The sequence below is a fragment of the Thermostichus sp. MS-CIW-40 genome (assembly GCF_054058315.1).
Genome location: NZ_JBSSAC010000011.1, coordinates 48,298 through 66,383, shown reverse-complemented (window position 1 = coordinate 66,383; position 18,086 = coordinate 48,298). Strand labels below are relative to the sequence as shown.

Genomic DNA, 18,086 nt, shown 5'->3' with positions numbered 1-18,086 from the left:
CCCCAGCCCCTCTCCCCAAGGGAGAAGGGGGAAAGAGCTTACGGCTGTGGCTTGGGCGGCACGGTGACCAGCAGCTCCACCCCAAAGGCGTGATCCCCGGCAGGGTAGCTGGTAATCCCCAGCCCATCGATGCGGGTCAGCAGCTCACGGGCCTCCGGCTCCAAGCCTGCCAAACCACCCGGTAGTGTGGCCTCCAGCACTGTTCGGATCCCTTGCCAATTCAGCAAAAAGTAGCCGTAGTTGGGCTTGGGCAACTGATCGTAGAGGGTTTTCAGCGGCTCGGTTTGGGGAAGCAAATTGCCCTGGCGTTGGGCGAGGGTTTGCAGCGCCGCCGTGCTGCTGGTCACGATCAAATAGTTGCCTTCCCAGGCGCGGGTCAAAAGCGGGCGGTTAAACAAGGGATCCGCCCAGATCACCTGCCCACCGGCTTCCGTTACCCCTACTCCGGATTCTTGGGCCAGCCGATCCAACTGAGTCAGGGCCGCGTTGGCCTTGTCTTTTTGGCTGGTCTCGATCACCAAGGCTGCTCCCATGCCCTGCAACAGGGGATGGGCCTGGGCATCCGGTGCCACCAGCAGGGCCATCTCCCCATCCATCCAAGCCAGCAGATCTTTTTCCAAGTCCAAACGGGTATTGGCGCGAAACTCAGCCCGCAGCTCCTCTAACGACTCCTTGACCGGCGGATCTTTTTCCAGCTCAGGCATAACGGCTTGCCAGCGCTGGGCAATCTGCTGGGTGGTCAGCACCGCCAAGGCATTGCCGGGCAGCCGCTGAATGAGTTCGCCGCGAGCCGTTTGCCACCCCCCCTGCACCTGGGTTTTCGGATCGGTCTGGGTCAACATGCGCAGCCGCAGGCCCTGCTCCTGCCAGTGGGCAGCCATGGCCAAAGAGCGCAGGGGTTGCAGGGATCCCAGCGTCGCCGGATCCAGATCCTGCATCCAGTCTTTGAAAGATTCGGGATCCTCCTGCAAAGCCTGGAAGTTGAAGTAGGCAAAGGCCAGCGTGCCGCTCTTATACAGATCGCCAACAGCGGTGCGGAAACTTTCGGAGCGGCCAATCGGCTCTGCTTCGCCGCGATACACAGCAATCGCCTGCTGCATCACCCTTGGGTCGTTGGCCACCGCCACAAAGCGGTTGCCAAACTCAGCAGTTACCCATCGCTCGCCCGGCTCTCCGTTGGTTTGCACATAGAGGGTGACCCCCTGCTCCTGGCGCTGCTCGAAGTTCGCCCCTTCTGCTGCTGCCTGTTGCCGCACCTGGGCCAAGAATTGCCCAGACAAATCGGCGTTGCGGGTGCTGGCTCCAAACAGGATCCCAGGCACCGGCTCGGCAGCTCCGGGCACCAGATTGGGGATCACCACTGCCATCGTGAATTGCTCGCCAGCCCAAGCTTGCATCTCTTCCCGAGAGAACTCCTTGCCGGTTTCAGCCAAAGCTTCTGCTGTCCAGCTCTCCCACTGGGCCAAAAGGTCAGGGTGAGTGCGAAAAGATTCTTCCGGTTGGGTAGAAAAGGTCAGCACCAGGGGCGCCGACTGGGGAACCAGCGCGGTTTCCGGCAGAACATCGCCGGGCAACTGTACCTGTGGCCCTCTGAGTTGGCAGGATCCCAGGAGCCAAGAGCCCCCCACCGCCATCAACGTAAGGGAGAGAGGACGAAACCGGCACTGAAGTTGGGTCTTCATATCACACCTGCGACGAGCCGTCCTCTTGAGGATAGGCGATGGACTCAGAGCCTGTCTGTGATCGCAGCCTCATACATCGGAATATGTAGAAATTGTTACTTTGGCCGGGCGCGAGCGACCAACTCATCCACGTACTCGTTCCAGCGCAACCCTTCGTGAGCCTGGATCCAAACCACCTGCACCTGAGGGCACTGCTGCTTTAGTTGATACAGTTCCTGAACCAGATCCAAGTTTTCCACCGGCCCGGTGCGCCGCCGCCACCCCTGCGCTGCCCAGCGATCCATCCAGTCGTTGTAGGTCTGTACGCAAAGGTGGGAGTCGCTGTAGATGGTATCTACGCCGTTGCCCTGGGTGTGGCGGCAATATTGCAAGGCCCGGATGAGGCCGGTCAACTCCATGCGGTTGTTGGTGCTATCGGGATCCCCTCCCCAAAACTCTTCCACAATTTGATCATCTTGAACCACCGCCACAGCCCATCCCCCTGGCCCCGGATTGGGAGAACATCCCCCGTCGGTGAAGATGCCACTGTGGGGGCAGGCAACCAGACGGCTGGGGCCCGCTCCTTTGCGGCTGTGCATCCGTGAAACCTTGGCCATGGTGCTCATCCGGCGCTAACGGCAACATTTGGGATCCCGGCTCGACAACAGACACTGCATCTTACCGCACAAGGGCGTGCCAGCACCACTATTTAGTGTATCTAGTTCCGGGAAAGTTTTACTTTACACTATCAGTAGTATAAACCTCGTCAACACCAGCTCACGTGACGTAAGGTTAGAGAGACAGGGAAATTCTGCCAAAACGGCGCGAACAAAAACCCCCAGAAAATCTGGGGGAGGAGTGGTGTGTTGAGGTGATGAATACTCGCATGATATCTCTCGAATTCGGTGAGTAGGCCAAACTGGCGATAGATCCCTGCGTTTTTTTGCAGAAATCATTGCAGATACTGGAAAGCATCAGACACTAGAGACCAGCGCGTCAAAACTGAGCTTATTTCGTCTTGATCAGATATAGTGCTCAATCTCGAAGAAATATCTACTTAGACACCAAATATAGAGAAGCCAGTAATAACTTTTCTTATGCACCTACCGCCGACACTAGGGGTTGTGTCAAGCCCAAATGAGCATAGAGACGGGAAAAGTCAAAATTCGCTGACATTAGCTCTTGGATGCAGCGGACTTTCACCTCCTCGTGCAGGCGAATCTGCCCAAAAACCCGTTCGATGCGGTTGATGGTGGTGAAGGTGTCCAGATCCACCGAGAGGATCGGCACTTCCAGCTCTTCTGCTCGAGACTGAATGCGGGGATCCAGAGGGAGCTTGCCGGTCAAGATCAGGCAGAGGGTGGAAGTTTCTAGGGCGGCCAGTTGAATATCGGTGCGGTCTCCGCCGGTGATCACCGCCTTGTGATCCAGCTTACGGAAGTACTTCAAGGCCGAGTTGACGTTCATCGCCCCTACCGCAATGTCTTCAACCATCAGGTCCATCCGATCTGGACAGCAGAGCACCTCGGCATCCAGTTGCCGCACCAACTCCCCAACGCTGATGCTGCGCAAAATGCGATGGGAGGGCAAAATCCCCAGCACCGGGATCCCGTGTCCCTCCAAAAAAGGCCGAATGATCGTTTTTGCCGGTTGCACCTGGTCGGGCGGCACATCGTTCAGCAGCACGCCTGCCAAGCGGGATCCCAGTTGACGATGGACAAAGAGAAGAGAATCAACAGCCAAGGAGGAATGGTAGCGACTGATCAGCAGTACCGGAGCATCCAGGGCTTGGGCCATCTTGGCCAGCGACAGGCCAAACAATTCCCCCTCGTAAAGATCGGCTGGGCCTTCCAGCAGCACCAAATCGGCAGGGGAGCGCTGGACAAACTCCAACAGAGGGGCAACCGGGCACTCTGGAGCTGGATCCCCGGGAGCTCGCTTCATTTGAGCCAGCAAAGCCTCTTCGTTGAGCCGGAGCAGCATCGGCGGCATTTGATCCATCGTCAGCCGCAGAGACTCCGCCACAAAGCGCATATCCGGATCGCCCCCTTCCAGCGAGCAATCTTCCCGCTCGCAAGAACCGATGGGCTTCCCATAGGTGACTTTTATCCCTTGCTGCTGCAGATGCTTGGCCAAACCCAAGATGGCAGCCGACTTACCGCTGAAGGGCTCAGTAGAACCAATTAAAAGGAACTTGGACACGGATGGCTCCCGGTAACGAGAGGGACGAAGGGATCCCTTACTCAGTCTAACGGAGGCTGCTCTCTCCTCAGTTCTGGACTAACCGATTAGGATCGACTCTTCAGGGTAGGTTACCAACGGGCGGGGCTGTTGTTGAGCCAAGGCCAAGACAATGGTCAATGCCCCCAACCGGCCCCAGAACATCACCAGCACAATGATCAGTTGGCCAAACCAGTTGAGCTCCCCGGTAAAGCCCGTCGAGAGGCCGCAGGTGGCAAAGGCGGAGATCACTTCAAACAACACCGGATCCAACCTACTGTTACTGTGGGTCAGCAAAATCAACCAAGCCGCCAACAATACCACAAACAGAGAAACCGTCAACACCGCTGCCGCCTTGCGCACCATGGAGGGATCCAAGCTGCGCCCGGCAATCTGAGCGCTGGGCAAACCGCGGGCATAGCCCCAGAGGGCCAACACCAACACCGCCAAGGTGCCGGTGGTCATGCCGCCCCCCATAGAAGCTGGGGCTGCCCCAATAAACATGAGAGCCATCAGCAGCAACTGGCTTGCCGGGGTCAAATCCTCAATGGGGATCCCGGCAAACCCAGCCGTTCGGGCAGAAACCGACTGAAAAAACGTCAGGCCCAAGCGGCGGGGCCAGCTTACCTCCAGCAGGGATCCGCCGGGCAAGCTCTCTCCCAAAAACAAGCCAATGCCGCCCGTGCAGAGCAAAACCACCACCACGCCCAGGGTAATCCGGGTGTGCAGAGAGGGGCGGTGGCCCCGCGGCCAGGTTAACAAATCCGACAAAACTGGGATGCCCAAACCGCCGATAAAAATCAGACCGGCCAAAATCGCCAGCGACAGACCATCTGTAGGGATCCCTTCCCGGCCAAACAGGTCAAATCCTGCATTACAAAAGGCCGACACCGCGTGAAAAATAGCCAGAAAAACTGCCCGCCCCGGCCCATAGAGATCCCGCCAGTGCACCCAGAGCAGCAGAGCCCCCCCCAACTCAATGAGAGTGACCCCCAGCAGCACCCGCCGAGTCAATTCCAGGATCGCCCCCGGATCGATGAGCCCCAGCGAATTGCACAGCGCCAAGCGATTGAGGAGGGAAATGCGCCGCCCGATCAATTGAAACACCACCACCGCCAACACCATGAAGCCCACCCCGCCAATCTGAATCAGGATCAGCAGCACAATCTGGCCCAACAGGGTGAGATCCTCCGCCGCCACAATCGTCGAGAGCCCCGTCACGCTCAGGGCCGACATGGCCGTAAACAGCGCCTCATTCCAGCTCAAGGGATCCCCGCGCCCGATCCCCGGCAACATGAGCACCAGAGTTCCCACCACTGCCAAGAGCCCCAACCCTACAACCAGGCGCAATGGCGGTGGCAGCGGGCGACGCCTGTCCCCCCCAAAAAACCACTGCAGACGATTCCCGAAGGCCCTAGAGGACTGAGACAATGCCGAGCCCGGTGTCGGCAGGTAGCGGGCGCGGGATGGCACTGGTGGAACCAAGCGCTCAGAGCCCTCCTCTGGCGGAAGCGGGACGGAGCCCTCTCTCATCGGATCCCTCCCTACATCTCATTCAGCCGCGAGATGTTGGTATTGGCCCCCAGAACCACCAGCAAATCCCCCTTTTCCAGCAGGTAGTCTGCGGGGGGAGAGACCACCAGCGATTGCTTTCGCTTCACCACCAGCACCGTGATGCCGAAGCGGCGACGCAGATCCGACTCCGCCAGCGTATGGCCCACCAACGCCTCCGGCACCTGTAATTCCGTAATGCTGTAGCCCGGCTCCAGCTCTAGCTGATCTAGGATCCCCGGTGCTGTCAACACCTGAGCCAAACGGCGCCCTGCCTCTTGCTCCGGCAACACCACCCGATCTGCCCCCACTCGCAGGAGAATAGAGCGTTGCCGCTCGGTCGACGCCTTACAGACCACATTGCGCACCCCCAGACTTTTCAGGGCCACCGTCGTCAGCAAATTGCTCTCAAAATCGCTGCCAATGGCCACCACCACCGTGTCGAAGGAGAGGATATCCACCGCTCGCAGCGCATCTTCATCGCTGGAATCGAGTGCCACCACCTGCGTCAGCTGATCCGCCAGGCGCTGCACGATCTCACGGCTGCGGTCGATCCCCAAGACATTGTGCCCTCGCTCCATCAAGGTGAGAGCCAAGCTAGAACCAAAGCGCCCCAGACCAATTACCGCATATTCACGATCCACCCGCTGTCGTTCGCGCCAGCGGAACGTAGTCCCTGCCATGTGCTCTCCTGCCCCCTCTTTCAAGAACAGATCATAAGTTCATCCAGCAGGGATCGGAAGGGCCGCGACTCTAGGCCGACTCAGGCTTGGGCAGCGTAGAGGGGTGAGGAATCAGCTCGCGGGTGGAACGGCGCTCCACCATCTCTGCGGTGATGCGGATGTGCTTTAGGTCGCGGCGGGAGGGTGCCTCGTACATCACATCCAGCATTAGCTCTTCCACAATGGCCCGCAGGGCGCGAGCCCCGGTCTTGCGGCGATAAGCCTCTTTGGCAATGGCAGCAATGGCGGCAGGTTCAAACTCCAGTTCCACCCCGTCCATGCGCAACAGCTTCTGCGCCTGCTTGAGAATGGCGTTTTTGGGCTGCGTCAGGATCGCCTCCAGCGCCTTCTCATCCAGCGGATCCAAAGTCGCCACTACCGGGAGCCGCCCCGTGAATTCGGGAATCATGCCGTACTTGATCAAGTCTTCAGGCTCCAAAGCCTTGAGGGCATTGGCCATACGTTGCTCGCGGGTAACCGACAATTGCTCTCCTGGCTTGATAAAGCCCATCGATTTCTTGCCGATGCGCTGCTCGATTACTTTTTCCAGGCCAACAAAAGCCCCCCCGCAAATGAAGAGGATGTTGGAAGTGTCGATTTGAATGCAGTCTTGATAGGGGTGCTTGCGCCCTCCCTGGGGAGGCACGTTGGCTATTGTCCCTTCCAGCATCTTCAACAAAGCCTGCTGCACCCCCTCGCCGGAGACATCGCGGGTAATGGAGGGGTTCTCGCTTTTGCGGGCAATTTTGTCGATTTCGTCGATGTAGATGATGCCGCGCTGGGCCTCTTCTACGTCCATGTCCGCCACCTGCAGCAGGCGCAACAGGATGTTTTCCACATCCTCGCCCACATAGCCAGCTTCCGTAAGGGTGGTAGCATCTGCAACCGCAAAAGGCACATCCAACATGCGAGCCAGGGTTTCCGCCAGCAGGGTTTTGCCGGAGCCAGTGGGGCCAATGATCAAGATATTGGACTTCTGTAGCTCCACCTCATCCAGTTCCGAAACTCCGACGCTACCGGGGTTGGCCTTGGCAGCCAGACGCTTGTAGTGGTTGTAAACCGCCACCGACAAAACCTTCTTAGCTTTTTCTTGGCCAATCACATATTGGTCGAGATAGCGCATGATCTCCTGCGGCTTGGGCAACTGCGCCAAAGAAGGCAGGCTGCGGGAGGGTTTTTTGGGGGTTTCGCGACGGCTGGCGGCAGGGGCGGCAGCAGGAGGAGTGTTGCCGTCGTAGAGTTCCTCATCCAAAATCTCGTTGCAGAGCTCCACGCACTCGTCACAGATGTAGACCCCCGGCCCCGCAATCAACTTACGCACCTGATCCTGGGACTTGTTGCAGAAGGAGCACTTTAGATGGGAGTCATATTTGGCCATGGGATCCTCGTTGCTGCTTGCTCTTGGCTATCCTAATCCGGCAAAAGCCAGAAGAAAACTAAACCTTCCAATCCAGTCGCAAATTGGCTGCGAAAGCGTAAGGAGGCCGAAGTTGGTGGAATCTCACTGACCTACTAGTCTAGCATCTCCACTGGGCTCGTAGGGCTTGTTTCCGGATCCCCAAGGGGGCAGGGTGCCAAGAGATTCCCATGGGGATCAACTGGAAAGACTGGAGATATAGTCATTTCAAACTGGATTGAGACACTTCCCAAGCGCTCCGTGCCGCTTCCGCGACCACCCACTTCAAAAGGGAGCTGGGAAGCAATGCAACGGAGGTGTTTCATTCTTGCTTCAAAGTGACCATAAGCTTCTCCAGCGCTCTGCGCTACCCGTGCAAACGCCACAGCCTCGGTTCTCCCCAAGTGTCTCACAAGGAGGAAAACTGGAAATGGAAGGGGTGAGCCGTTTCGCTGCTATCGGGAATGGTCGGATTTATAGAAAAACCGCCCGACTTGACGCCGAGCGGAAGATGGTGTGAGGAGTGAACGGAAACATGCGTCTCCGCTGATCCCATCATAGTTGAACTTATCTGGCACTGGCAAAGGAATCCTTCAGTTAAGTTGGATACTTTTTGGAGGTGTGGCCGCGCCTTTTTGTAACCAAAAAGGGGAAGGAACTGTCCGTGTTTCGTTCGCTTCCCCCTATTGGCGTCCACTCCTCACTAAGGTTGAATCATAAATCATCCCTGCCGCTAAGACAACCCACCCTACCCAAGTTTTTCCGGGATCCACCCTGTCAAGGATGCAGATCACCGGATTCCACGGTGGGATCCAGCGCCAACAGCTCCGCTTCGGTCAGCAGGGGGATCCCCAGTTGTTGGGCTTGCTCCAGCTTGGAGCCGGGGTCAGAGCCCACCACCACGTAGTCGGTTTGGCGGCTGACGCTGGCGGTGACTTTGCCCCCCCGACTCTCAATCCAAGCCTTGGCCTGCTGGCGGGAGAGGGTGGGCAAGGTGCCGGTGATTACGAATTTTTTCCCGGCCAGGATCTGGGAGACGGCAGGGTTCTCCTGCTGAGGAAGAGCGGGGATCCCTAGCGCCTGCAACTCCTGCAACAGGCGACGATGGGCCGGATCGGCAAACCAGGCCACCACCGCTTCCGCCACTTCCGCGCCTATCCCATAGATCTGGGCGATGGTTTCTGCACTGGCCTGGGCCAAAAGCTCAGGGGTGGGAAAATGGCCAGCCAAAATCTGGGCAGTGACCACCCCCACATGGGGGATCCCCAGCCCGTAGAGCACCCGTTCCCAGGGCTGCTGGCGAGAGCGCTGAATGGCTTGCACCAGCTTTTGGCTGGAGCGGGATCCCATCCCCTCCAAACCCTGCAACTGCTCTGGGGTGAGGCGGTAGAGATCGGCTACGGTGCGCACCCCCAAGCTCTCCACCAATTGGGCTGCCCGCTTTTCCCCTAAGCCTTCGATATCCAAAGCATCACGGCTGGCCCAGTGCTGCAATTGGCCCCGCAGCTTGGCCGGGCACTCGGGGTTGGGGCAGCGGGTCACGGCTTCGCCAGGGGGACGAACCAAAGGGGCGTGGCATTCGGGGCACTGGCTGGGCAGGCTGTAGGGAACAGCGTCGGCAGGGCGCAATTCCTTCAGGATCCCGACCACCTCCGGGATGATCTCCCCGGCTTTGCGCACGATGGCAGTATCGCCAATGTGCACATCCAGCTCCCGCAGGCGATCGGCATTGTGCAGGCTGGCGCGGCTGACAAGGGTGCCGGCCAGAGGAACCGGCTCCAGCTCTGCCACTGGAGTGACGGCGCCGGTACGGCCCACGCTGGCCACGATGGCGCGGATGCGAGTGGGAACCTCTTGAGCTGGGTATTTGAGGGCAATGGCCCAGCGGGGAAATTTTTGCGTAAAGCCGGCCTCCTCCTGCAGCCGCAAGGAGTTCAATTTCACCACCACCCCGTCGCTGGCGTAGGGGAGCTGGGCACCCCGCCATCGCTCATAAAATTGGATCACTTCTCCCAAGCCCCGACAGACCTGGGAAAGGGGGTTGACTGGAAATCCCAATTCCTTGAGCTGCTGCAGACACTGCCACTGGGTTTGCGGGGGATCCCCGGCAGGCCATCCCTCCGGCCAGTGGAGGGCGTAGGCGAAGAAGCTGAGCTTGCGGGCGGCCACAACGCGGCTATCCAACTGCCGCAGGGTACCGGCAGCACAGTTGCGCGGGTTGGCAAAGGGGGGATCCCCAGCGGAACGACGCTCTTGGTTGATCCGTTCAAACTCGGCTAGGGCCAGATAGACTTCCCCCCGCACCTCCAAAACGGGAGGCGGATCTGCTGTCGCCAGCCGCAGGGGAATCGAACGAATGGCGCGCACGTTGGGGGTGATGTCCTCTCCGGCCTGTCCGTCCCCCCGAGTAGCACCCCGCTCCAAAAGACCCTCGATGTAGGTTAGGGCCAAGGCGGCGCCATCAATCTTCAGCTCACATACATATTCCAGCTCTCCCTCTGTCCTGCTGTCGGGAACAGGGGCACGGCCCAAAACTCGCAGCAGACGCTCTTGCCACTCCTCCAGTTCTTCTGGGTTGAAAGCGTTTTCCAAACTGTAGAGGGGGATGCGGTGGAAGACGGTGGGAAAATGCTCTGCAGGTTTTTCTCCCACCCGCTGAGTAGGGCTATCGGGAGTGACCAGTTCAGGGTAAGCCCGCTCCAGCTCTTGCAGCTCGCGGTAGAGGCGGTCGTAAACGCTGTCTTCCAGGATGGGCGCATCGTGGACATAGTAGGCAATGCTGGCCTTCTGCAGCAGGGTGCGCAGCTCGCGGGCGCGTTCTTCCAACTTGGGATCCATAACGCTTTGGGTGAGCAAGGTCTACCCCTAGGTTAGGGCTCCTGAGGAGCCAATAAGTAGGAGCCGATATTCTCCAAGCTGGGAGGATGTAGGAAGGGGATGGTCAAGATGGCCTGCTGGGAAAATGGCTGGGGGAGCTGGGCCAGAAGAGTCTGGTGACGACGGCGGAGGGCCTCTCCAAAGGGGGTAGAATCCTCCAACCACACCCGATTGAGAACGGCGTAGGGATGAGGGATCCCCAAAGCATCCAATTCCGCCAAGAGACGCTCGGTTTCCGCCAGAACTGCTTGCTCGGGGTTAAAGACGGGGATAAAGGTAACAAACTGGGGATCCTGGAGCTGCTGCCGAAGCTGCCGCACCTGGGCCAAAAGCTCCCGCATCCGCTGCGCCCATTCCGGCCTGCCCACCACATCCCGATATTTCAGCCACAGCTTCAGGGCCAAGCTCACCCAACCTTCCAGAGCCTGGGGCATCTGCAGAAACCGCAAGAGATGGCCTGTGGGAGCCGTGTCCAGCACCACCAGGTCAAACTGCCCGCTCGTCTCCTGTCGGAGAACACTCAACAGGGCCATCACCTCATCCAGGCCGGGTGGAGGCATCTGCAGCAGTTGCCGCCACGCCTGCGGGTCGTATTGGACTTCCACCCCTGCCGTCCCCTCCCCCGCCAAGATGGCCGCCACCTCCTCCAGGTAATCCTGCCGGAATTGCTCCAGCACCACCGCCGCATCGATCTCCTGCCCCAGCAGGTTGGGCAGCAGGGGGATGGGATCCTGACCCAGTTTCGTCTGAAACAGATCCCCCAGGGAGTGAGCCGGATCGATAGAGACCAGCAACAGCTGCTTGTCGGGATGGCGCTTGGCTAAGGTCCAAGCCAGGGCCCCGGCCACCGTCGTCTTGCCCACACCCCCTTTGCCCCCCACCAACACCAGTCGGATCCCTTGGGTCAAAAAATCCGGTAGGGACGGGATCCCCCTGAAGGAAGGGAAGAGGGTGGAGAAGGGAGGCTCTCTCTCCGCTCTCTGCTCTGGGATCCCTTCCAACTCCAGCAGCACCTCTGGCAAGGGGCGAAGCTGCTGAACCAGCTCATCCAGGGCCGCCAACCCAACCGGCTCCTGCAGTTGATAAGGACAGACCCAGATAGAGTATCCGGGCAGCTCCTCCTGTAGGGCTTTGAGCACACGCCGCTGTTCCTGTTGCCGCGCCGAGTAGAGAGGAGAGGGGAGAGCGGTGGGCAGTGAGGATTGACTGGTATTTTCTCCTAGAAACAGCACCTGATTGACCAGAAGACCGCCGATGGGCACGCGGCGGCTTTGCAGTTGCTGACAAAAGCGGCGGGTTTCCGCCACGCTCAACTGCTCCGGGATCATCACCAGCCAAGCAGAAGTGCTCTCCGGAGTGGTCAAGCGGGCTTTGCCCCCCTCCAGTTCCCTCTGCAACTGGGCTAAAAATGCATCCGCCTCATCCGGTCGATAGGTGCCCGTCAGGGCTTGGGCGATCTCCCGATGCTTGGCCTGAAAGGTGGCAAACACAGCCAGCAGATTATCCAAAAAGTCGGGCAGCTCCAACAGCCGCAGGGTGTGCCCGGTGGGGGCCGTGTCCAAGATAACGGTATCCACCTCCTCCCTCGCCAGCAGCCGGTTGACCTCCAGAATGGCCATCAGCTCATCCACCCCCGGCCACGCCAAATCCCAGATCGGCAGCAGATCCTCTCGGCCAAACCAACTGCCCCGCTCGGCAATGAGCTCCAGGGCCGGCCCATAGGTTTGCCGAAAAGACCGCAGCAAAATCTCCGCCTGCAAAGCCCGCACCTGTAAATTGGGGCGATCCGGCAAGGGTTGGGCCACATCCGTAACCGAGATTTGCAGCACGTCCCCCAACGAGTGGGCGGGATCTGTGGACATCAGGAGCAGACGGCGCTGGGGATCCACCTGGGCCAGTTGGCGGGCCAGCGCGCAGGTCAAGGTTGTTTTGCCCACTCCTCCCTTGCCGCTGAACAGCAAGAGGCGTTGGGAAGCCAAGAGCAGAGGATGGCAGGAATGCTCCTCACTGTTAACGCGACTGAGTTGCAAAGGGATCCCCTCCCACATAGGTCGCCCCTATTTTGGCCTGGATCCCTCTTGGGGATGTTCCAGATCACTGCAAAGGTGCTCCGCACCGCTGACGGGATGGGAAGAGCTTGTACGGGAGCAGCTCACCGCAGTTTCTCCTCTCCAAGCCACACCCGGCGACGTCCTCTGTCCCACACCAGCAGCGTGTGGATCCCGATCCAAAGTCCTGTCCACAGCCAGTTGTGCAGCCAGATTTTGCCCAGAATGGGCAGGGTCAGGCCCTCCGTTCCCCCCAAAACCAGGCCGGCGGCCAAAATTAGCCCTTCAAAAGCCAGAAACCCCAAGATGAGCATGGCCGGGATCCAGAGATAGTTCAGCAGCAGTTGCCTTGGTCGAAGGGTCTTGGACTGGAAAAACAAAGGGCGATAGCTGGCAGCAAGAGCAACCCCCACCGTGCCGATCCCCAGCACCAACCCCCAGGCAAACGAATCGGGAGTGCGGGGATAGTTGTGCCAGGTGTAGCCAAAGATTTGGTTGGCCAGCCAAATCATCAAAGCACTAATGGCTGCCCTTTGGCGGGTTAAAGTTGTGCCCGCAACAATACCAACAGTTACAAAGGGAAGGGTACATGTATAAGCAATATTGCTGAGGCAGCCGACGGTGGTAAACAAGCTGGGCCAGAACCAGCCTCGGGCCAAATCTTGAGCAGCTTGTATCCAAAGTGGGGCTGGGATTAAGCGGCGAGAGCTGGGAATGGGGATAGGTTGAGCACTCGATTGCAGGCCAATCATGCTTTAATCTCCTGGAAAAAGGTGGTCTTTCAGAGGACAGCTATTAAGCAAATGCTCAAAAACAATTTGCCGAGCTACTTGGGGAGTAACCCGCTTGTACCAGGTGCGATCCCCAGAGTAAAAAACCACGGGCCCCTGTTGGCAAACTTCCAAGCAGCCTGAGGTGATAACCTGTACGTCCAGGTTGGCTTCTCGAAGGGCGGATTCCAGAGCTTCTACAACCGGTTGGTAGTTGCGGGAAGGATAACAACGGCTGGAACGACAGACGGCAAGGTAGGGACGTTTAAGAGGGTTATCCTCATAGGGGATCCGCTCTTTCCCCTGCACATAGATGGCGCGGATGCGCTCGTAAAGAGAAAGCTTTTGGTAATCTGCTTTGCCTTCCGGCAGGTAGTCTTCCTCTGGCCCCAAAAAGGGGCTGGGCAGAAAAATCTGCAGCAGAGGCTCTTCTGCTCCATTCCAGAATTGGATCCCCCACATGCGGGGCTGACCTTGGGGATTGAGGCGCCGGTAGAGAGCAGCACGGCTAACCAATCTTTTGCGGCGCAGCTCGGGTGGGGTCTTGCGATGGGGGCCGCCTTGGTGCTCCTCCAGGCACAAATGCAGGTGCCAAGTTTCGGTGGCAACGGTTAGATAGCCATCGTAGAGCACGCACAAAGCTGGAGGTTTCTTAAAATCCAGCTCCAGCACCCCGCCTTCCGCCACATGGCCCACCTGGATCTCGGCCCAGTGCTCTTGAAACAGCTCGTAGAGCAACGGCCCCAAGCAGTCAATATGGGCAGGGATCCCTTCATAAAGGGTTGTCCAACCCGTCAGAGAAACTTCCTGCCAAGTTTGATGGAGAGGGGTTATCCAGGGCGTGAAAGCGGCCATGAGAGAGCTCCTCAAGGTAGTGGTGGAATACGAGCAATCACCTCTTTTTTGAGAGGGCGCTCGGCCCAGGGTAGGATCCCATCTGGCTTGGTGAGGTAGAGCTCTGCTGTCTGCAGAATGAGATCCACATCTTTTGGATCGAGATCTCCAAAAACATAGGTCATCTTTTGAGGTGCTGCCAACGCAACGACACAAGCATGGCTGCAGCCGCTCATACAGGCAACCGGCTTCAGGGTCAGTTGAGGATTGAGGGTTTGAGATTGCAGGGCAGACAGCAGCATTTCTCCCTTGCTAATCCCTTCTTTTTGGCCGTTAACCCACCGAGATCCGCAAGTGACACAAACCCAAAGACAATGGCTGCTGGGTTGCTGGGCAGCGCTGCCAGCTTGGATGGGCAACTGGGAAGTTGATCGAGACATGGTGCTCCTTGATATAGTCATAGGTTTCTGTCCAAGCAAAGGGTGTGAGAAGAGGCAAAGACGATCTCAATGTCTTGGCCAAGGATTCAGCAGTGAGTTAGACAGCTAAAAGTCAGCCTCAAGTCGCTCTAAAATTGGCCCCTTAAATTAAGCCGAACGGTGCGACCCACTCCTGGGTAGCCGGGGAAAACCTCATATTGCTCATCCAGCAGGTTATCGACTCCCACCTCGAGAGCGAGATTTTCTGCAACCGGGATCCCTCCCCGCAGAGCCAGGTTGGTGTAGCCGGGCAGAGATTGGGTATTGGCGTTGTTGGTAAAGAAAGTGCCAATGTGATGCAGGAAAACTGAGGCATACCGATCCTCTGCATCGCGGTAGCTCAGGCCCAGGTTGAAGCTGTCTGCTCCCACGAAGGCTAGCTGTTTGCCAACCGCTTTGGGATCCAGCGCCGAGCGGATGATGGGATCGTTCAGGGTGTAGTTGGCAAAAAGAGTCCAGTTTTCCCCCAATCGCAAATCCAGGGCTGCTTCCAAGCCCGTGTATTCCACGAGCTCAATGTTTTCGTAGGTTCCCCTGCGCGGGCCAGTGCTGACAAAGGTAATGCCATCGCGGATGCGGTTATGGGCAAAGGTCAAGCGCAGTAGGCCAAAATCTCCCAAAGCCTGATCCAGGCCAATGTCAAAACTCTCTCCCCGCTCCGGGCGCAAATTGGGGTTGCCGTCGACTTCAAAAAAGCCCCGCAAACGAAAGAATAAGTTTGAGATCAAGGGGGTGCGAAAGCTGCCGGCATAATTGGCCCTCAGGGTGGTGCCTTCTGCCAAAACCCAGCGGATCCCTGCGGCAGGAGAGGTGGCCGAACCGTTGACCAGATTGCTCGAATCTTGGCGAACGCCTAAGTTGAGATAAAAGTTGGGCTGTGGCCTGTAATCCAGGCGGGCGAAGAATGCCCCCTGATTCACAGTATTGTCATAGTTGACGTTGGTGGATCCCCTGGCAAAGGAGAAGGTGGTGTTGCGAGCTGAAATGGATCGGTAGTCTGCTCCTAGAGTAAGCTCCAGGTTTTCAGCAGCCTTCCAGGTGTATTGCAGTTGGGATCCCCACCCCGTTCGCAGGATCTCATCCCGGGATCCCTGGCTTTGTGGGGCGCTGAAGCGATAGTTGAGGTCGTCAAAAAATACCCTGGCTTGCAGGGATCCCCTCTCTTGATCCCACAGCCAACTGAGATCTAACAGCAGGTCGTTGGTGTTTTGCACTGCATCGGGGGAGGGAAACTCGGTGCTGCCAGGCACCTGAAACGCTTTGTTGAGATAAAGGGCATTTCCGGTTAGGACTTGGCCTTCTGCCAATTGCCAGGTGAGCTTGGCTTGTAGGTTGTGGTACTCCACCGCCGAGTTTTCCCGCCTGCCGGCTTTGCCCAAACGCCCAATTTCAAAAGGAAAGTCGTTGTTGCTCTGCAGACGGCGATAGCTGACCACCCAGCCCAGATCCTGCACCTGGCCGCGGTTCTGGATCCCTTGCTCGTTGAGGCCGTAGCTGCCGATAGCCGCTTCCAGCACGGTCTCGGATCCCGGCTTTGGATCCAGCGTCACGATGTTGATGACCCCGCCAACGGCATCGGAGCCGTATAAGGTGGAGCCCCCACCTGGAGAGATCTCAATACGCTCGACCACATCTGTAGTGATCTGAGACAGATCGAACCCGCCAAAAAAGCCCAGGTCGTTAATGGGGCGGCCATCCAAGAGCACCAACACCTGGGCCGTTCGTCCTCCCCGCATAAACTGGGAGCTAAGGGCTCCCAACTGGGTTCCTGCCGTGCCGTCGCTGAGGATCCCGGGCAGGTAGCGCAGGGCCTCCTGAACCGTTCTTGCCCCTTGCTCTCGAATTTGCTGGCGGGTAATGACGTAAACCGGGCGGGAAGAATCCCGCAGCAAACCAGGACGGCGAAAAGGTGTGGTGACGGGTTGATTTAAAATCTCGGCGCTAACGCCGGTTTCCAACACCTCTTGAGCTGAGGGCGGGGAAGCTGCCGGCTGCGCCCACGCTGGGATCCCCAAAACAAGACCCCCCAGCGCCAGGCTGAGACCTAGAATGGGATTCATTTTCTTTCTTGAAGCTCCTGATTCCGTGCGACGCGGAAGAAATGCGAGCCAAAACCGCAGGCGGGCATCCTGACTGAGGGCATAGGTCTAGCCCAAGCCCATCACAGTTGCGGCACAGCGCCGGATTTGCACCGGACTTTCCCCTTTACATGCCCTGGCTGATCCCCAGGACAACCTGTCGGTACAGCTTTCTCTGCGATTGCTCCGAAAAAGCCGTGCTAGGCATCATACATCCCCTGCTCTGGAGTTCCTATCCTGCCAGGGGGGATGTCATCCCCAGGGGTGAACGGGATCCCAACGGCAATCCCAGGGCTTCGGATGGGCCACATCCCATTTAGGCCAGATTTCTTCACTGCTTTGTAAGCAGTTGAAGGATAGCCCGCTGCTACTCCAGATCGCGAGGCCCAAGGATCCCTTAGCCTTTTAGAGAACAGAGCATGACTCTAGTCAATAATAAGCTCAACTATACTGAAAATAATGTATAATATGTTCAGTACGGATTACTACCAGTTGATCTTTCTGTTTACTTTCGAGTCTGCCAACATGGTAGCCAAAGCAAAGCAGAAAATTGGTAGTAAGACGACACGGAAACTGCGCTTTGGGTATTCTACTCAAAGCTTTGCGGGATACCGCCATTCTGTTTGGAAACAAACAGAATGCTATCGCTGCATAGTTGAACAGTGATGTTCAGCAGTGTTCAGCGTAAATGTATCAGATACGCTGAGACTTCACAAGACCCACAGCTTTTGGGAAAGCAAGATGGGGACGCTGGCCTAGCCGTCATGGGCGGGATCCGTATGAATTAGTACCCAACCGGATAGAAAAGAGGGGCTTTTTCGGTCGCGTGAGCGGCGCGGAGCGCTCTTTCTGGCAAAGCCGTTGCCTGGTGGGCTGGATCCGGTTTAACTTGGCTGGGAGAGGCAATTGGCACCTCGATCATCCGATCCGGTACCAGCGGCACCATTTCGGAGCGGTCGGCGATTTCCCGGAGAGAATTGGCGATGGATTCCTGAGTCAGCAGAAACTGTCGTTCGTTGCGCTGCATCTGCTGCCACACCTGGTAACGCTGGCTCCACCGGCTTTGGGTATGCACAGTCCAACTGTAAAGGCTCAACACTGAAACGCCGGAGAGGATAGCCATCCCTGTGGAGATTTGCTTCCACCAGGCTAGGTGTTCTGCCCAAGCAAGATGCTGGCTGCGAGGATGGGCTGATTTCAACTTCAAATTCAAAGGTTGGGTGCGGCTGGCCTGAACTGTACCGGAGAGGGGTCGGCTCAGAGCAGAAGACCGTCTGTGGCGACGAGGGCTTTTGGGACGATCAAGACCTGCGTTCAAAGGCTGGCTAACCATAGGGCTTAACCTCACACACACCAAGGAATCCGACGGTGTGGGACCGCCGGTTCCGCTTCACCCTAGTTCCCCGCGCCCCCCAACAGCAACCCCCTTCTCCCGATTCCTGGTCTCGGC

At 58.0% G+C, this 18,086-nt stretch carries 13 protein-coding genes and 1 riboswitch; all 13 genes read right to left on the bottom strand.

Annotated features, from left to right (window positions below; genetic code table 11):
• Window positions 1–38 precede the first annotated feature (38 nt).
• The 13 genes from ACVWXF_RS05515 to ACVWXF_RS05455 all read right to left on the bottom strand — a co-directional run bounded on the left by ACVWXF_RS05515 (window position 39) and on the right by ACVWXF_RS05455 (window position 17,969).
• Window positions 39–1,682, bottom strand: coding sequence for a DUF3352 domain-containing protein (locus tag ACVWXF_RS05515; RefSeq protein ID WP_457473863.1), 1,644 nt, complete (start codon window positions 1,680–1,682; stop codon window positions 39–41).
• Between the two features lie 95 nt (window positions 1,683–1,777).
• Window positions 1,778–2,278, bottom strand: coding sequence for a ribonuclease H family protein (locus ACVWXF_RS05510; RefSeq protein WP_457473862.1), 501 nt, complete (start codon window positions 2,276–2,278; stop codon window positions 1,778–1,780).
• A gap of 478 nt (window positions 2,279–2,756) precedes the next feature.
• Window positions 2,757–3,863, bottom strand: coding sequence for a phosphotransacetylase family protein (locus ACVWXF_RS05505; RefSeq protein WP_457473861.1), 1,107 nt, complete (start codon window positions 3,861–3,863; stop codon window positions 2,757–2,759).
• A gap of 78 nt (window positions 3,864–3,941) precedes the next feature.
• Window positions 3,942–5,414, bottom strand: coding sequence for a TrkH family potassium uptake protein (locus ACVWXF_RS05500; protein WP_457473860.1), 1,473 nt, complete (start codon window positions 5,412–5,414; stop codon window positions 3,942–3,944).
• An 11-nt stretch (window positions 5,415–5,425) separates the two neighbouring features.
• The gene (locus ACVWXF_RS05495) at window positions 5,426–6,115 is read right to left on the bottom strand and encodes a potassium channel family protein (RefSeq protein WP_414356515.1); all 690 of its coding nucleotides are present in this window, start codon (window positions 6,113–6,115) and stop codon (window positions 5,426–5,428) included.
• Between the two features lie 70 nt (window positions 6,116–6,185).
• Window positions 6,186–7,532, bottom strand: coding sequence for an ATP-dependent protease ATP-binding subunit ClpX (gene clpX, locus ACVWXF_RS05490; RefSeq protein ID WP_414388367.1), 1,347 nt, complete (start codon window positions 7,530–7,532; stop codon window positions 6,186–6,188).
• Between the two features lie 795 nt (window positions 7,533–8,327).
• Window positions 8,328–10,388, bottom strand: coding sequence for an NAD-dependent DNA ligase LigA (ligA, locus tag ACVWXF_RS05485; RefSeq protein ID WP_457473872.1), 2,061 nt, complete (start codon window positions 10,386–10,388; stop codon window positions 8,328–8,330).
• A gap of 32 nt (window positions 10,389–10,420) precedes the next feature.
• Window positions 10,421–12,457 (bottom strand): ArsA family ATPase, encoded by a 2,037-nt coding sequence (locus ACVWXF_RS05480; protein WP_457473859.1) that lies wholly within the window; start codon window positions 12,455–12,457, stop codon window positions 10,421–10,423.
• Between the two features lie 122 nt (window positions 12,458–12,579).
• Window positions 12,580–13,227, bottom strand: a complete 648-nt coding sequence (locus ACVWXF_RS05475; protein WP_457473858.1) for a hypothetical protein — start codon at window positions 13,225–13,227, stop codon at window positions 12,580–12,582.
• A 3-nt stretch (window positions 13,228–13,230) separates the two neighbouring features.
• Window positions 13,231–14,100, bottom strand: coding sequence for a (2Fe-2S) ferredoxin domain-containing protein (locus ACVWXF_RS05470; protein WP_457473857.1), 870 nt, complete (start codon window positions 14,098–14,100; stop codon window positions 13,231–13,233).
• Between the two features lie 11 nt (window positions 14,101–14,111).
• Window positions 14,112–14,519, bottom strand: a complete 408-nt coding sequence (locus ACVWXF_RS05465) for a DUF1636 domain-containing protein (protein WP_457473856.1) — start codon at window positions 14,517–14,519, stop codon at window positions 14,112–14,114.
• Window positions 14,520–14,647: 128 nt separating this feature from the next.
• Window positions 14,648–16,618, bottom strand: a complete 1,971-nt coding sequence (locus tag ACVWXF_RS05460) for a TonB-dependent receptor plug domain-containing protein (RefSeq protein WP_457473855.1) — start codon at window positions 16,616–16,618, stop codon at window positions 14,648–14,650.
• Window positions 16,619–16,660: 42 nt separating this feature from the next.
• A riboswitch (cobalamin riboswitch) is annotated at window positions 16,661–16,812 on the bottom strand.
• A 608-nt stretch (window positions 16,813–17,420) separates the two neighbouring features.
• Window positions 17,421–17,969, bottom strand: coding sequence for a hypothetical protein (locus ACVWXF_RS05455; RefSeq protein WP_457473854.1), 549 nt, complete (start codon window positions 17,967–17,969; stop codon window positions 17,421–17,423).
• Window positions 17,970–18,086 lie beyond the last annotated feature (117 nt).

What these genes read in the sequence shown, in the direction of transcription:
- ACVWXF_RS05515 (WP_457473863.1), bottom strand. Translation starts at nt 1,682, where the DNA reads ATGAAGACCCAACTTCAGTGCCGGTTTCGTCCTCTCTCCCTTACGTTG.
- ACVWXF_RS05460 (WP_457473855.1), bottom strand. Translation starts at nt 16,618, where the DNA reads ATGAATCCCATTCTAGGTCTCAGCCTGGCGCTGGGGGGTCTTGTTTTG.
- clpX (WP_414388367.1), bottom strand. Translation starts at nt 7,532, where the DNA reads ATGGCCAAATATGACTCCCATCTAAAGTGCTCCTTCTGCAACAAGTCC.
- ligA (WP_457473872.1), bottom strand. Translation starts at nt 10,388, where the DNA reads ATGGATCCCAAGTTGGAAGAACGCGCCCGCGAGCTGCGCACCCTGCTG.
- ACVWXF_RS05510 (WP_457473862.1), bottom strand. Translation starts at nt 2,278, where the DNA reads ATGGCCAAGGTTTCACGGATGCACAGCCGCAAAGGAGCGGGCCCCAGC.
- ACVWXF_RS05495 (WP_414356515.1), bottom strand. Translation starts at nt 6,115, where the DNA reads ATGGCAGGGACTACGTTCCGCTGGCGCGAACGACAGCGGGTGGATCGT.
- ACVWXF_RS05475 (WP_457473858.1), bottom strand. Translation starts at nt 13,227, where the DNA reads ATGATTGGCCTGCAATCGAGTGCTCAACCTATCCCCATTCCCAGCTCT.
- ACVWXF_RS05500 (WP_457473860.1), bottom strand. Translation starts at nt 5,414, where the DNA reads ATGAGAGAGGGCTCCGTCCCGCTTCCGCCAGAGGAGGGCTCTGAGCGC.
- ACVWXF_RS05470 (WP_457473857.1), bottom strand. Translation starts at nt 14,100, where the DNA reads ATGGCCGCTTTCACGCCCTGGATAACCCCTCTCCATCAAACTTGGCAG.
- ACVWXF_RS05465 (WP_457473856.1), bottom strand. Translation starts at nt 14,519, where the DNA reads ATGTCTCGATCAACTTCCCAGTTGCCCATCCAAGCTGGCAGCGCTGCC.
- ACVWXF_RS05455 (WP_457473854.1), bottom strand. Translation starts at nt 17,969, where the DNA reads ATGGTTAGCCAGCCTTTGAACGCAGGTCTTGATCGTCCCAAAAGCCCT.